This window comes from Bacillus sp. AFS029533, from assembly GCF_002585125.1.
Classification (GTDB): domain Bacteria; phylum Bacillota; class Bacilli; order Bacillales; family Bacillaceae_G; genus Gottfriedia; species Gottfriedia luciferensis_B.
Genome location: NZ_NUQC01000005.1, coordinates 31,902 through 46,353, shown reverse-complemented (window position 1 = coordinate 46,353; position 14,452 = coordinate 31,902). Strand labels below are relative to the sequence as shown.

Genomic DNA, 14,452 nt, shown 5'->3' with positions numbered 1-14,452 from the left:
GAGATACAGGAGCAACCGGAGCAACCGGAGTAACAGGAGTAACTGGAATAACAGGAACGACAGGAGCAACCGGAGTAACAGGAGTAACTGGAATAACAGGAACGACAGGAGCAACCGGGTCAACAGGAATAACCGGAACAACCGGGTCAACGGGAATAACTGGGATAACAGGAGCAACCGGAGTAACAGGAGTAACTGGAATAACAGGAACGACGGGAGATACAGGAGCAACCGGAGCAACCGGAGTGACAGGAACGACAGGAGCAACGGGAACAACCGGAGTAACAGGGACAACTGGAGCAACCGGAGCAACAGGAATAACAGGAACGACGGGAGATACAGGAGCAACCGGAATAACAGGAACAACAGGATCAACAGGGTCAACCGGAATAACCGGAATAACAGGATCAACGGGAGATACAGGAGCAACAGGAATAACAGGAACGACGGGAGCAACCGGGGCAACCGGAATAACAGGAACAACAGGATCAACAGGGTCAACAGGAATAACCGGAATAACAGGATCAACGGGAATAACTGGGATAACAGGAGCAACAGGAATAACAGGAGTAACCGGAATAACAGGAACGACGGGAAATACAGGAGCAACAGGAATAACAGGAACGACGGGAGATACAGGAGCAACAGGAATAACAGGAACGACGGGAGCAACCGGGGCAACTGGAATAACAGGAACGACTGGAACGGCAGGAGCAACCGGGGCAACTGGAACAACTGGAATAACAGGAACGACTGGAACGACAGGAGCAACCGGGTCAACAGGAATAACAGGATCAACAGGGTCAACGGGAATAACTGGGATAACAGGAGCAACCGGAGCAACCGGAGCAACCGGAATAACAGGAGCAACAGGAATAACAGGAACGACGGGAGATACAGGAGCAACTGGATCAACCGGGGCAACAGGAACAACCGGAGTAACAGGAGCAACCGGAATAACAGGAACGACGGGAGTAACAGGATCAACAGGATCAACAGGAGCAACTGGGGCAACAGGAACAACCGGAGTAACAGGAGCAACCGGAATAACAGGAGTAACCGGAATAACAGGAACGACGGGAGTAACAGGATCAACAGGATCAACCGGTGCAACAGGAATAACAGGATCAACAGGGTCAACGGGAAATACTGGGATAACAGGAGCAACCGGAATAACAGGAGTAACCGGAATAACAGGAACGACGGGAGATACAGGAGCAACAGGAGCAACAGGAGCAACAGGAGCAACCGGAGCAACAGGAACAACTGGGGCAACAGGAATAACAGGATCAACAGGGTCAACGGGAAATACTGGGATAACAGGAGCAACCGGAGCAACCGGAATAACAGGAGTAACCGGAATAACCGGACCGACGGGAGATACAGGATCAACAGGAGCAACCGGAGCAACCGGAATAACCGGGACAACCGGAGCAACCGGAACAACAGGAGTAACCGGAACAACCGGAGCAACCGGAATAACAGGAGTAAGCGGAACAACTGGTGTAACAGGGACAACAGGAGTAACAGGGACAACAGGAGTAACCGGAACAACCGGAGCAACCGGAACGACTGGGGCAACAGGGACAACAGGAGCAACAGGCCCAACTGGAATAACAGGAGCAACCGGATTAACAGGGACAACCGGAATAACCGGACCGACGGGAGCGACAGGAGCAACTGGATCGACAGGATCAACAGGATCGACAGGAGTAACCGGACCGACAGGAGTAACAGGCCCAACCGGAACAACAGGCCCAACCGGAATAACCGGACCGACAGGAGTAACCGGAACAACAGGAGTAACCGGAACAACAGGCCCAACCGGAATAACAGGAATAACAGGGACAACAGGAGTAACAGGGACAACAGGAGTAACAGGGACAACCGGAGCAACCGGACCAACCGGACCAACCGGGGCAACCGGAGCAACCGGAACAACAGGCCCAACCGGGGCAACCGGACCGACAGGAGCGACAGGAACAACAGGCCCAACAGGAGTAACAGGGGCAACAGGAATAACAGGACCGACAGGAGTAACAGGCCCAACCGGAATAACAGGGACAGCAGGAGTAACAGGGACAACCGGACCGACGGGAGCGACAGGATTCACAGGAGCAACAGGAGCAACCGGACCGACGGGAGCGACAGGATCCACAGGAGCAACAGGGGCAACCGGAGTAACAGGAGTAACAGGAGTAACAGGAGCGACAGGAGCAACCGGAATAACAGGGACAACAGGAATAACAGGGACAACCGGAGCAACCGGACCGACGGGAGCGACAGGATCCACAGGAGCAACCGGAGCAACCGGACCGACGGGAGCGACAGGATCCACAGGAGCAACTGGAGCAACCGGACCGACGGGAGCGACAGGATCCACAGGAGCAACAGGGGCAACCGGACCGACAGGAGCAACAGGGACAACAGGAGCGACAGGGGCAACCGGACCGACGGGAGCGACAGGTACAACTGGAGTAACAGGAGCGACAGGAACAACAGGGGCAACAGGAGTAACAGGAGCGACAGGAGCAACCGGAATAACAGGGACAACAGGAGTAACAGGCCCAACCGGAGTAACAGGGACAACCGGAGCAACAGGAGTAACCGGAGTAACGGGTCCAACAGGACAAAGACCAACTCTAACATTTGCAGAAAACGCAGGATCGATTGCTGTATTCCCACCACTTAATACAGAAGTAACAATTGTAAGTATCACTCAGGCTGTACTCGCAAACCAGCAGCTTAAAATTGACTATGCAACAGCAATCGAGTTAGTGGTTACTGCAAACTGGTCAGTTACATTTGAGTTGAGACTTTATAGGGATGCAACTTTAATAGATACTAGAGTATTTAATAGTAGCCAGCCGACAGCTGGTACCCACCGATATCAATTTTCAAGTACTCAAGTAAATGTAGCACCTGCAAATGCAACTTCAACCTATAGTCTTAGAGTAATATTTACAGCAATTTCGAATGTTACCTCAGCATCGGCAATTAATAGAGATATGAATATAATCACATTTACACCTTAAGTTAGAGTTAGATTAATAGATTAATATCCCCTTTTAATAGACAGTTAAAAATATTAACTCTGTTTATTAGAAAGGGGTTTTTTAATTTGAGATAAGGGCAAATGGGTGAATAGAAAGCCTAGTCTTCAACCAAAAACATTTTATTTTTTTCCACATACTTTAATAAAACGAAAAAAAAGGATGTGGGGAATTTGAATCGTTTTAATGGCCGTAAAGTAGATCAGTTACAATTCGATCTTGAATATAGAACCCAATTTACTTTTATAGTAAATGATGAAACTTTAAGTTGTGTTTTAAAAGATATTGCTAATAATTCAGTAAATATCGTCGGAATTTTACTGACAAAAAGTGGTGAAAATAATAATTTCGTTAGACTTGTACCTGGTACAACTGAATCGCAAAATATACATGATCTAAAAGTAGTTAGAGAAGTACTTGAATCATTTAATGTGAAATTTAAAGAAGAAACGATTTTCGCTCTATTAAATATTCCCCCTGGTATTCCAGGAGTATTTAGTAAAATTTATGGCAGTTTATGGTGTAAGGTTGGTGTGAAATCATTCTTTATAGGAGAAAAAGATAGTCTTTTTTTAACCGTATCAAATATAAAGAATGCAACGGATATTTTAAAGAATGATTACTTGATACAATGTGATAATCATTGTGAATAGCTTAGATCTAGATTTCTGCAGTTTTATTAGGTGATTAAAGCTTAATCATCATTTTTGAATAGTATATTTCTGCAATAATTTGTTGGCTAATTCTATTCCATCTTCTGTTAAGTAAACTGATTTAGCACGATTACTAAAAAATATGAGATTATTATTCAATAATTTATTTAATGTATCGAAAGGATATCCTTTCCAACTTCTGAGTGTAGTTTCATCTAATACTGTGTTTTCTTCAAATGCTGTTAAAAATAATAATAATAAAGTTAGATCATCGATTAATTCTTGCATTTCAAATAGCTCCTTTCTAATTTACATTTAAGAATTAAAAAAATAAGAGAAAGCCCTTTTAGTATAAGGGTTTTCTTATTTCTAATTAATAAACTATAAATTAGAACACATAGTGGTAAAAAAAGTGATTTAGTAATTTAATCAATTAAAATAGACATTCGATCTCTATGACCACAAACGGGACAAGTAACTAAACGTTCATTTACTTTACCTGTTTTAAATGCAATCGCAAAATTTAATTTAGATAATTTAAAGCGACTGCTACAATGAGGACAAACAAAATGAGTAGTTCTAGTACGAATATCTGAATAATTATAGACAAACACGAAAGCTAAAATTAATATAAGAATCGATTGGAAAAGACCTGCAATAAATTGATTCATATGTTATCCCACTTTCTTTTTGATTGATGGCTATTTATAGAATGATACCTTTGTAGTTTTTGACTTCAAATAGTTACCAAAAAATTTGCAAACTAAAATAAAAAGCTAAAAAAAGTAAAATAAAAATGAGGGAAATACCAAAAATAGGAAACAATAGAAACTAAGTACTAAAATACATAAATGAAGATTGAACTAAATACGAAAGGAGAATTTTATGAATATAAAATTTTTGTTTATATTAAATGATTATATACCTACAGAACCGGCTTATGTTGCCAATACTGGAAAATATATAGATGGCGCATTAAATATCTATTTAAATGAATCTTTATTTTTTCATGATCCGAATTTAAATCTTACTGAGTTTGCGAGTCAATTAAGTGAATGGGTTCAAAAGGTACAAAATGGAGCAAGAGATAACATGAATTATGAATCGATTAATCGAAATGAAGATCTTATGAATTTCCTATATAAAGGAGATGACAAGTGGGGAATATATTCGGTGTGGCAAATGTTTGAACCCACAGAATATATGAATACAGAGGTATTAGTTGAGTCTGTAAACAGATTTCTTACTGCGTTAAATGACGGACTTATTGAAATCAATTATGATTATACGCTTGATAAATTTAATCAGTAATTTTGATTATAAACCAAAATTATTTTACTAAAGAGAGTTGCAAGAGTAACTCTTTTTTTAGTGCATTTGATAGGGAAAATTTACTGAACTAATCTATTTATTGAATTAGGTACAACTTCTTTAATAGTTTTTACAGATAAAATTGATGAATTTTAACGGAAAAGAAGGTTAATGTTAATGTTTGTGAAATTGTTGAAATGCCAAATTGAAGACTGTTTAACTTTGCTGATGATGAACATTTATTTCATGGTTTATGTAAAAAAAGTAAAAGATTTATGTAATAAAATAAAGCACAAGGTAAAATTTTTATCTTGTGTTTTTTTATAAATTTTAGTTAAAAAATCACTTTTACCATGAAGATAAAAGTGATGAGTACCTGTTTGCCAATGCCACCATGAAAACAAGGTTAATACAGGGTATGTTAGGAAATGGGAATAGTTCGTTTTTCCCATATGGTAATGATTTCCTTATTTGTTAATCTTAGGTTGTTTAGATTGAGGAAGATCTTGGGGAGTAATTGAGATTTTTATTTTTATCAAGTAAGTATCTAATTTTCTAAGTTATCTGTTAAAATAATTCCTAAGATTAATCATAATAGGAGAAATCAACTTATGATGAAAGTATTTTCCAAAAAAATCGTACTACTATTCGCATCATTGATGGTTTTACTAATGATAAGTGGAGCTTTAGTTTCTTTAACTTATATTCCTCTAAAGGTAAAAGAAAATCAAGAGGAAATGAAATTAACAGAAAGTCACTGATCTATCTTAAAAGTGGTCAAATTATTTTTAACTAAAAGCTCTGAATAAGGGCTTTTTGTACTTTCGAAATTAAATCACTTAATTAAATGAGACTACACTTATTGAATACAAAGCTGGAGGGAATTTTTAATGAGTCAAAAAAGAATCAGAGATTATGGTGTTAATATTGGGTACCTAGAAACAGGGAAACTAAATTCTATTACAGATGTTGAAGGGGTTACGGTAGGTCATGTAACAATCAGTGATCAAGACATCCAAACTGGTGTTACGGCAATATTTCCTCATCAAGGAAATCTATTTAGAGACAAGTTAATCGCGTCATCGCATGTTATTAATGGGTTTGGTAAGTCGATGGGAACGATTCAGATTAATGAGTTAGGTACAATCGAAACGCCAATTATTTTAACTAATACGCTAAGCATTGGGACAGCTGCAGACGCTTTAATTGAATATATGCTAGAACATAATCCAGAAATAGGTCGTACGACAGGTACTGTTAACCCAGTAATTTGCGAATGTAATGACATGCTTTTAAATGATGTACGGGCTAGATTTGTCACAAAAGACCATTTTTTTCAAGCATTAAATAACGCTTCTCCAGATGTAAAAGAAGGAACTGTCGGAGCAGGAACTGGAATGCTTTGCTATTCATTAAAAGGTGGCATTGGAACTGCTTCGCGAGTTATGAAGATGGAACATGGTACATATACAATGGGCGTTTTAGTTTTATCTAACTTTGGGATTTTAAGCGATTTAAAAGTAAATGGAAAGCCTGTTGGATCAGAATTGCGAGATCATATCTTAAAAGAACGAGACGAACAAGATAAAGGTTCAATCATTATGATTGTTGCAACGGACCTTCCCGTTTCAGAAAGGCAGCTAAATCGGATCATTAAAAGAACAGTTACAGGTTTATCAAGAACAGGCTCAATTATTACAACGGGAAGTGGTGAAGTCGTCATTGGCTTTTCAACTGCAACAAAAATACCTCATGAAAAAACAGCGCATTGCATAACGGTTCAGACGATACATGAAGAAGATATTGATCTAGCATTTAGAGCAGTAGGAGAAGCCACAGAAGAAGCAGTTTTAAACTCTTTAGTAACAGCAACACATATTGTTGGAAGAGATGGAAATGAAAGACCAGCTTTTAAAGATTTAATAGAAAAGTACAATGTTAACTTAATATAGATTATGGAATTCAAAAATCTAACTAGAAAGTAGAATAAAGTTCTAATAACGCAATAAATTTCATAAAATACTCTTAATCTGAAAGATGGACAAGCATTAAGTTAGGAGGTTGCTATGAAAAAAATTGTGTTTTTTGTTACTACATTTGTAATTTGTTTAGGTGTTAGTTTTATGGCTTTTAATGATAATAGTTTAAAAAGGACTAATTCGACACTAAATGAACAGGTTCGGGTTAAAACTCAAAATGAAGTAATAGCCGACAAAAATATAAATATATTGAAGCTACCTTTGCCAAATAGAGATCAAAGAAAATATAGTGTGAAAAAATTACCAATCAATCGTAGCCAAATAGAAATTCAAAAATTAAATAATAAATAACTTCGAGAATTCATCATAAAAAAATTGACGGACCTAATCGTATTTATAGGGTCTGCCATTTTTTTTGTTAGGAATTATATAAAAAAAGGTAGGACTATAACAAAACAAATAGAATAATTAGTTAAAAGGAATATAAAGTGTCATGGAGGTTAAAAAATGAAAATTGCTTTTCTTATCATTGATATGCAAAAAATATTTTTAGATGGTAAAAAAGAATCATTAAATGTCGAAGGTGCTTGTGAATATATAAATTATGTTGCTGAGAGTATTCGATCTAAAAATCATCTAGTTATACATGTGCAAGATATCGAAGGAGCAGATGAAATAGATTCAGAATTAATTTCTTTCATCCCGGAAATTATAGTGGAAGAACAAGATATTTGTGTTACAAAAGAACATTCAAATGCATTTTGGAATACGGAATTAGAGCAGATTTTGAAAGGAAATGATGTTGAGTTAGTTATAATAGCTGGATTTGCAGCAGAACATTGTGTTCTATTTACTTATAATGGGGCTAGCGAAAGGGGATTTAAACCAGTCTTATTGCAAAATGGAATACTAAGCACAAAAAGTGATGTAATAACTCAAACGTATCGTGATCGAAACATTATTTCATACAAAGTTGTCCCATACATTATTTAGTTTAAAAATAGATTGATAACATAAAAAGTGCTCTTTTAAGTCATCGTACTTTGAGCACTATTTTGAATTGAAGAGAAGACAAAGAAACCACAAGGTAAAATTAATGATCCTTGTGGTTCAAATCTAATCTATTGGGAATTTAGACAATATTCCTCTTATTCTTCTAATGGATGCGGATTAATTCATAAATATCAGAGTCAAATCGAACTCTTGTATGCTTGGATTCAATTCGTTCTATTTCTTCTATTTCTTCTCGTAACTCTCCAAACCACCAAAATTTGATTTCAGTTAAAAAATTAGTAAGCATTTTATTCCCCCTAGTTTGAATAATGCCTTAACACTTTTAGATTATAAATCTATTTTTTTAAGGCAAGATTAATTTCACGTAAAAGTTAGCAAAGTTTTTAAGGAGTGAAAGAGGGAATAAAATTGCTTAATTAAAAAAGTGAATCTATTAAATCCAACTAGATTAGAATTAATTTTAAATAAAGTTGAATTTATTTAAAGGAAAATTATGGATGGATGTAGAATACTAATCTATACCTCAAAGATTTATCCTTTATGAATAAATCCCAAAAAGGAGTTGGTAGGCATGTCTAAATTTAGATTAATTCCTTACAAGCTGGAAGAAGTTAAAGGTAGTACAAATGAAGTACCACCTGGAGTTCGTTTAATTGAAGCTAAATCTATTTGGGACAAAGGGTGTCAAGGGGAAGACGTGGTTGTAGCTGTTATTGATACTGGCTGTCAGACTGACCACCCTGAATTACAAGAGCGAATTATTGGTGGATATAATTTTACAGAAGACTACGGTGGGGATCCTAACGTATTCTTAGATAATAATGGACACGGTACACATGTATGTGGAACGATTGCAGCTTCTGAAAATGGAGAAGGTGTTGTAGGGGTTGCTCCAAAAGCAAAACTTCTCGTTTTAAAAGTACTCTATGGAGCAGGGGAAGGTAGCATTGAATCAATTGTACAAGCGATTGATTATGCGACAAATTGGAAAGGCTCTAATGGAGAAACTGTTCGAGTGATTTCAATGTCATTAGGTGGTCCAGAGGATGATTCTTCGTTACATGAAGCGATTCAAAGAGCGGTTGAACAAAATATAGCCGTTGTATGCGCAGCTGGTAACGAAGGTGATGGAGATGGCTCAACCAATGAATATAGCTATCCAGGTGCTTACGATGAAGTTATAGAAGTAGGTTCCGTAAGTCTGCAAAAACGATTATCCAATTTTAGTAATACAAATAACGAAATTGATTTAGTTGCGCCGGGAGAAAAGATTCTTTCGACTTATCCGACAAATCAATATGCTGTTCTTTCAGGTACATCAATGGCAACACCACATGTATCAGGGGCAATTGCATTATTAATTCAACAGTTTGAGTCAGAGAATAATGAGAAAATCACTGAACCAGATTTGTTCGAACTGCTAATAAGTCATACAGTACCAATCGGATACAGTTCGTTTGAGGAAGGCCATGGACTTTTAAATCTAGGCGTAAATATACCCTCAAAGTCTCCGAATGTAATAAAATAATAGATAAAGTCCCGATAGTGTTGGTAGACTATCCGGGACTTTTTTGATGAATCGAAAAAAAGTCTATAGAGGTGATATGAATGTTTAAAAATCAAATAACTGAACTTTTAAAAATAGAATGTCCAATTATTCAAGCTCCGATGGCCGGTGGAATCACAACCTCAGATTTTGTAGCTGAAGTTTCAAATTGTGGAGCTTTAGGGACAATTGGAGCAGGCTATATGACTCCATCACAAATACGTGAACAAATTAGAGAAATAAAAACATTAACTAATAAAAGCTTCGGAATTAATTTATTTGTCCCAAATGATTTTAGAGTAAACGAAAATGAAATTTCAAAATCCAATGATTTATTACAACCTTTTAATGAAGATTTAAATATAAAACAAAATGATCGCATACAGGTTCAAAATTTTAATTCTTTAAATGATACATTTCACGAACAAATTAAAGTGATCATTGAAGAAGGTGTTCCGATTTGTTCATTCACATTCGGTATACCTTCAAAGGAAATGATAAAAGAGTTAAAGCTTCATAATATTATTTTGATTGGAACAGCCACTACTGTAAATGAAGCAATTGAAATTGAGAAGTCAGGAATGGATTTAATTGTCGTACAAGGTAGTGAAGCAGGTGGACATCGAGGTAATTTCTTAAACGAGAATGAGGAAAGTTTAATTGGATTAATGTCACTAATACCTCAAGTAGTTGATCAGGTTAGTATTCCAGTAATTGCAGCTGGAGGAATTATGGATGGAAGAGGCTTAATGGCGTCTCTTTGTTTAGGGGCGAAGGCTGTTCAAATGGGTACCGCTTTTCTAACCTGTATTGAAAGTGGAGCTCATGAAGTACATAAGAATGCTATTCTAAATTCTACAGAGGACCAGTTAGTTTTGACCCGTTCATTTTCTGGAAAATGGGCAAGAGGAATCGAAAATAAATTTATTACGGAAATGAAAAAACACGAGGCTGATTTACCAGAGTTTCCTGTACAAAATACGATTACACAAACGATTAGAAAAGCGTCATCCGTACAATATAATAAAGAGTTTATGTCACTATGGTCGGGACAAAGTCCTAGATTATCTAAAAATGAATCGGTAGAAAACTTAATAAATGGAATAATGGGTGAAGCTAAAAAATTCTTCGAGATTTTTATTGGTAAATTGAGCTAAATGCTAAGTAAATTGATCTGTACTACTATTTTTGATTAGGAGACTTTATGAATTATTGTGAAGGTATGAGAGAAAAGATTGGAAATGCTCCTTAGATATTGATCCTTTTATAAAAAATCAGTTAAAAAAATTAAAATATTAGCCAAGTAAAAAAAGGTTCTAATAGGTTTTTTCGTTACCTATAGAGAACCTTTTTTTATAGAAGTAAATAATCTTTTGTTACTTTAAAAGCATACGATCAATATACGATTTAATAGCTTCAATATTACCAGATACTTGTTCTTCTCTTTGTTCATCTTTTTTTATTTTATCTAATGATTTTTCTAATATCGTTTTTGCTTCAGATTGAGGAATAACAACTACTCCATCTGCATCACCAACAATGATATCACCTGGGTTAACTGATGTACCTCCACAGGAAATTGGAATATTAATATTACCTACTCCAATTTTTCCACTCGCACCTACAGTAGTACCTTTACAAAATACTGGGAAATTTAATTTTTTAATACCGCTTATATCCCGGATTACCCCATCAACAACTATAGCACTAACACCCATTGTTTGTGCCATTCCAACAACAAAGTCTCCTGCAATTGCCCGGTATCGATCACCTTTTGCATCGATTACGATGACATCGCCTGGATTTGCTTCACGAATTGCCCTTAATACAGCTAAGTTATCACCAACAGGGATTTTAACTGTCAGTGCTCTTCCTACAAATCTATATTCTTCTTTTAAAGGCTTTATTGACGGATCCATATTATTTAGCCCATCCATTACATCTGAAATACAAGTTGTTGGTATATTTTTAAATTGATTAATAATAGAAATCACTCCCTAATAAATCATTTATTAATGAAATTATATAAATTATTTGGTCTCGTGAGAATTTCGAAAAAATTATGAAGCTTGATAAAAAATAATTATTGAATTTAGAAAGGTTGCAATAGATTAATATCGAATAAAATAAGTTGGATAATAAAAAATAGTGTAATGTTTTAATATCTTGAATTTATACATCATGTAATTAGGATCTGATTGAAGTGAAAATATAGATACTATGGTACACATTTTATAAAGAAAATAGTTTAATCTTTAAATATCTTGAATTTAAGCATATGTAAAATAAGGATCTGATTGAAGTGGAAATTTAGATACTATCGTACACATTTTATAAAGAAAATACATTCCATTAAGTTTCACTACATTATTAATATTTTACAAGGGACTATTTTTAGACCAGTCCTATTTCGGGAAAGTGAAAATATTTAAGAATGTAACATGATTGACTTCATTATTTAATATATAGATTTATCCTTGTATAGTAACATTTAATTAAGGAGTTGAGGTGCTTGAGAAATAAAACTAAATACGTCTATTTAACACACAAAGTTCAAATAGAATCGACGGAAAAACTAGAAAAGCTATCCCAACTTACAGGGAAAACTAGTGCAGAATTAATCGAAAAAATGATAGAAGAAATGTATGATCTACATATAAATTCAAAGGAAAATGAAGGGAATCTTAGTGAAGTTCTTAGCGATGAAATTTTATTTGAAGAAATTACTGATCAAGAAATAAGAGATGCAGAGCTAAGATGGAGAAACTCAAAACAAGGTATTAAAGATTTTAGTCAAAGAATGGAAGATTGGAAGAAAGAAGAAAAAAGAAAAAATGCTGAGAAAGCAAAAGAATATAAAAAGAAAATAGTTGATTGGGCTAGAGTTTGGGAAGAGTATTTAAGAAATTACTCTACTTCAATTAAGAAAAATAAAAAACATAATTTCAAGTATTTCAATCCGAATGATAATGCTGAAGTTTGGAAGAAACAGATGAGAGAATATACAAAGCTTTGGCACCCTGATTATGCACCAGACCATGGAAATCCTCAAAAGTTTGGTGAAATGAAAGCTGAATATGATATTTTAAAGGGTAAAATACCAACAGAAGAATATAGTTTATAAATTCAACGGTAATACATATAAAGATTCAAATGGGTGATTTCGATTTGTAAAAATAGTGAAAAGTAGTGGAACTAATAATGTTCCACTACTCATTTAACCTACTAGATTTAATCTTCTTTTGCACTATCCTCAGCAATTACTCTTAGTTCTTGATAAAAAATGTCATGATTACATTCTGGATTTTCAGCTTGTTTATACTTGTCTACAATTTCAAGTAATTCACCTGTATCACCTTTTGCATTGATAATTTCTAATAGTTGATTCATATCATCAGTGTATTCATCTTCTTTTTTCATTATAGAAACCTCCATTTACATTTAGATGTTCATTATTATTTACTAGCTTTATGAAAAAAATAGATTGATTTTGAAATATATAGTCATCTAATGAAAGATTGAATTTAAAATTCATTCAATCCCCACCATTTTAGTAAATTGATATTAAAATTTAAATTTTCAACCGGAATAGTATAATTTGGATATAAATTATGATAACGAAAATACTATGATTAACTAAATACTGGATTAGAAGTAGTCAAATTGTAATCATAAAAGATTGAAAAATGGTGGGGGAATAAATATGAACTTTAACTTTAATGAAGAACATAATAGAAAAAATACAAATAGTACAAAGTGGGACTCAGTTGATCGAGTATTTGGATGTACGGATGTACTACCTTTATGGGTTGCCGATATGGATTTTGCTTGTGCACCTGGAATTATTGAAGCTATAACGAAACGAGCTCAACATCCTATTTATGGTTATGGACATATACCTGAGGAATTTTTTGAATCAGCAATGAATTGGGCAAGTAAACGGTATAATACATCGATTCAAAGAGAATGGTTAACAAATATACCTGGAGTGGTTCCAGCATTAAATTTAGCCATTGATGCTTTCACAAAACCTGGTGATGAAATCATTATTCAGCCACCAGTTTACTTTCCATTTTTCAGTACAATTAAAAATAATGGAAGAACCATCGTTGAAAATTCTTTAATTGAAGAAGATGGCTATTATTATATGGATTTAGAAGATCTAGAAAATAAAATTACGTCTAAAACTAAAATGATTATTCTATGTAGCCCTGCAAATCCTGTTGGAAGAGTCTGGACGAAAGAAGAATTATCAGGTTTATTTGAAATTTGTAAAAAGAATAAAATTGTTGTAATAGCTGATGAAATTCATGCTGATTTAGTCTACGAGAAAGGTAGTCACATACCTTTTTATTCATTAAGTGAAGATGCAGCAAATATGAGTATTACATTTATGTCGCCAAGCAAAACATTCAATATTGCAGGCTTATTTTCGTCACTTGCTGTTATTCCAAATCAAGATTTATTTACAGAGTTTTCTCATGCGATTGCTCGTTCAAGTTTAGAAAACTTAAATATTTTTGGAATTGAAGCAGTAATAGCAGCTTATAATGAAGGGGAAAAATGGCTTGATGAATTATTGATTTATTTAAAAGGAAATGCGGAGTTTATACATAATTATTTAAGAACTAATATTCCAGAAATAAAAATGAGAGTTACAGAAGCGACGTACTTAGGATGGCTTGATTTTAGAGGTTTAGGCTTAAGAGGTGACCAATTAAACGAATTTATGATTAATGATGCTAAATTAGGTTTAAATGAAGGTCGCGGTTTTGGGATAAATGGAGATGGTTTTATGAGATTGAATTACGCTTGTACACGTAAAACATTAGAAGAAGCCATGAAACGATTAGAGAAAGCTGTAAAAGCTAGAAAGAAATAGAAGGAGATGGGATG

17 protein-coding genes are annotated in these 14,452 nt (G+C 35.1%); 11 read left to right on the top strand and 6 right to left on the bottom strand.

From position 1 onward, the window contains the following. Window positions 1-542 precede the first annotated feature (542 nt). Both COE53_RS03050 and COE53_RS03045 read left to right on the top strand, forming a co-directional pair. Window positions 543-3,035, top strand: coding sequence for a hypothetical protein (locus COE53_RS03050; protein ID WP_483295419.1), 2,493 nt, complete (start codon window positions 543-545; stop codon window positions 3,033-3,035). 191 nt (window positions 3,036-3,226) lie between these two features. Next, entirely contained in the window at window positions 3,227-3,706 is a 480-nt protein-coding gene (locus COE53_RS03045) for a hypothetical protein (RefSeq protein ID WP_069034373.1), read from the top strand. 48 nt (window positions 3,707-3,754) lie between these two features. Here COE53_RS03045 and COE53_RS03040 read toward each other — a convergent pair whose 3' ends face one another. Continuing rightward, a complete protein-coding gene (locus COE53_RS03040) occupies window positions 3,755-3,994 on the bottom strand; it encodes a DUF6429 family protein (protein WP_069034372.1) in 240 nt (79 codons plus the stop codon). 137 nt (window positions 3,995-4,131) lie between these two features. Further along, a complete protein-coding gene (locus tag COE53_RS03035; RefSeq protein WP_098947436.1) occupies window positions 4,132-4,377 on the bottom strand; it encodes a hypothetical protein in 246 nt (81 codons plus the stop codon). A gap of 214 nt (window positions 4,378-4,591) precedes the next feature. Here COE53_RS03035 and COE53_RS03030 point away from each other — a divergent pair, with 214 nt between their 5' ends. From COE53_RS03030 to COE53_RS03015, 5 genes are all read left to right on the top strand, one after another. Beyond that, entirely contained in the window at window positions 4,592-5,017 is a 426-nt protein-coding gene (locus tag COE53_RS03030; protein WP_098947434.1) for a DUF7878 domain-containing protein, read from the top strand. 611 nt (window positions 5,018-5,628) lie between these two features. Beyond that, entirely contained in the window at window positions 5,629-5,778 is a 150-nt protein-coding gene (locus tag COE53_RS23815; RefSeq protein ID WP_175403505.1) for a hypothetical protein, read from the top strand. A 129-nt stretch (window positions 5,779-5,907) separates the two neighbouring features. Beyond that, window positions 5,908-6,969 (top strand): DmpA family aminopeptidase, encoded by a 1,062-nt coding sequence (locus COE53_RS03025; protein WP_098947432.1) that lies wholly within the window; start codon window positions 5,908-5,910, stop codon window positions 6,967-6,969. A gap of 114 nt (window positions 6,970-7,083) precedes the next feature. Continuing rightward, the gene (locus COE53_RS03020; protein WP_069034368.1) at window positions 7,084-7,347 is read left to right on the top strand and encodes a hypothetical protein; all 264 of its coding nucleotides are present in this window, start codon (window positions 7,084-7,086) and stop codon (window positions 7,345-7,347) included. A 156-nt stretch (window positions 7,348-7,503) separates the two neighbouring features. Then, the gene (locus COE53_RS03015; RefSeq protein ID WP_069034367.1) at window positions 7,504-7,989 is read left to right on the top strand and encodes a cysteine hydrolase family protein; all 486 of its coding nucleotides are present in this window, start codon (window positions 7,504-7,506) and stop codon (window positions 7,987-7,989) included. Between the two features lie 163 nt (window positions 7,990-8,152). On the opposite strand, the gene COE53_RS23810 is transcribed toward COE53_RS03015, so the two are convergent. Next, entirely contained in the window at window positions 8,153-8,296 is a 144-nt protein-coding gene (locus COE53_RS23810; RefSeq protein WP_175403504.1) for a hypothetical protein, read from the bottom strand. Window positions 8,297-8,581: 285 nt separating this feature from the next. Here COE53_RS23810 and COE53_RS03010 point away from each other — a divergent pair, with 285 nt between their 5' ends. Together COE53_RS03010 and COE53_RS03005 are read left to right on the top strand one after the other, a co-directional pair. Continuing rightward, window positions 8,582-9,538 carry a S8 family peptidase gene (locus tag COE53_RS03010; protein WP_098947430.1) on the top strand — a complete coding sequence of 319 codons (957 nt, stop codon included), beginning with the start codon at window positions 8,582-8,584 and terminating at the stop codon, window positions 9,536-9,538. An 80-nt stretch (window positions 9,539-9,618) separates the two neighbouring features. After that, window positions 9,619-10,713, top strand: a complete 1,095-nt coding sequence (locus tag COE53_RS03005; protein ID WP_098947429.1) for an NAD(P)H-dependent flavin oxidoreductase — start codon at window positions 9,619-9,621, stop codon at window positions 10,711-10,713. 219 nt (window positions 10,714-10,932) lie between these two features. Here the strand turns inward: COE53_RS03005 and COE53_RS03000 are convergent, their stop codons facing one another. Then, window positions 10,933-11,550: an RraA family protein gene (locus COE53_RS03000; protein WP_286162534.1), complete on the bottom strand. Its 618-nt coding sequence runs from the start codon at window positions 11,548-11,550 to the stop codon at window positions 10,933-10,935. A gap of 518 nt (window positions 11,551-12,068) precedes the next feature. Here COE53_RS03000 and COE53_RS02995 point away from each other — a divergent pair. Further along, on the top strand, window positions 12,069-12,680 hold the full coding sequence (locus COE53_RS02995) for a hypothetical protein (RefSeq protein WP_069034363.1): 612 nt from the start codon (window positions 12,069-12,071) through the stop codon (window positions 12,678-12,680). Window positions 12,681-12,787: 107 nt separating this feature from the next. Here COE53_RS02995 and COE53_RS02990 read toward each other — a convergent pair whose 3' ends face one another. Beyond that, on the bottom strand, window positions 12,788-12,976 hold the full coding sequence (locus COE53_RS02990; RefSeq protein ID WP_069034362.1) for a hypothetical protein: 189 nt from the start codon (window positions 12,974-12,976) through the stop codon (window positions 12,788-12,790). Then, complete coding sequence (locus COE53_RS24245) at window positions 12,960-13,091, bottom strand: hypothetical protein (RefSeq protein WP_286143704.1); 132 nt, start codon at window positions 13,089-13,091, stop codon at window positions 12,960-12,962. The genes COE53_RS02990 and COE53_RS24245 overlap by 17 nt, the downstream gene beginning before the upstream one ends. 168 nt (window positions 13,092-13,259) lie before the next feature. Between COE53_RS24245 and COE53_RS02985 the strand changes: the two genes are divergently transcribed. Continuing rightward, window positions 13,260-14,438, top strand: coding sequence for a MalY/PatB family protein (locus tag COE53_RS02985; RefSeq protein ID WP_098947427.1), 1,179 nt, complete (start codon window positions 13,260-13,262; stop codon window positions 14,436-14,438). Window positions 14,439-14,452: the final 14 nt, after the last annotated feature.

What these genes read in the sequence shown, in the direction of transcription:
- COE53_RS03040 (WP_069034372.1), bottom strand. Translation starts at nt 3,994, where the DNA reads ATGCAAGAATTAATCGATGATCTAACTTTATTATTATTATTTTTAACA.
- COE53_RS03035 (WP_098947436.1), bottom strand. Translation starts at nt 4,377, where the DNA reads ATGAATCAATTTATTGCAGGTCTTTTCCAATCGATTCTTATATTAATT.
- COE53_RS03030 (WP_098947434.1), top strand. Translation starts at nt 4,592, where the DNA reads ATGAATATAAAATTTTTGTTTATATTAAATGATTATATACCTACAGAA.
- COE53_RS23815 (WP_175403505.1), top strand. Translation starts at nt 5,629, where the DNA reads ATGATGAAAGTATTTTCCAAAAAAATCGTACTACTATTCGCATCATTG.
- COE53_RS03025 (WP_098947432.1), top strand. Translation starts at nt 5,908, where the DNA reads ATGAGTCAAAAAAGAATCAGAGATTATGGTGTTAATATTGGGTACCTA.
- COE53_RS03020 (WP_069034368.1), top strand. Translation starts at nt 7,084, where the DNA reads ATGAAAAAAATTGTGTTTTTTGTTACTACATTTGTAATTTGTTTAGGT.
- COE53_RS03015 (WP_069034367.1), top strand. Translation starts at nt 7,504, where the DNA reads ATGAAAATTGCTTTTCTTATCATTGATATGCAAAAAATATTTTTAGAT.
- COE53_RS23810 (WP_175403504.1), bottom strand. Translation starts at nt 8,296, where the DNA reads ATGCTTACTAATTTTTTAACTGAAATCAAATTTTGGTGGTTTGGAGAG.
- COE53_RS03010 (WP_098947430.1), top strand. Translation starts at nt 8,582, where the DNA reads ATGTCTAAATTTAGATTAATTCCTTACAAGCTGGAAGAAGTTAAAGGT.
- COE53_RS03005 (WP_098947429.1), top strand. Translation starts at nt 9,619, where the DNA reads ATGTTTAAAAATCAAATAACTGAACTTTTAAAAATAGAATGTCCAATT.
- COE53_RS02990 (WP_069034362.1), bottom strand. Translation starts at nt 12,976, where the DNA reads ATGAAAAAAGAAGATGAATACACTGATGATATGAATCAACTATTAGAA.
- COE53_RS24245 (WP_286143704.1), bottom strand. Translation starts at nt 13,091, where the DNA reads ATGAATTTTAAATTCAATCTTTCATTAGATGACTATATATTTCAAAAT.
- COE53_RS02985 (WP_098947427.1), top strand. Translation starts at nt 13,260, where the DNA reads ATGAACTTTAACTTTAATGAAGAACATAATAGAAAAAATACAAATAGT.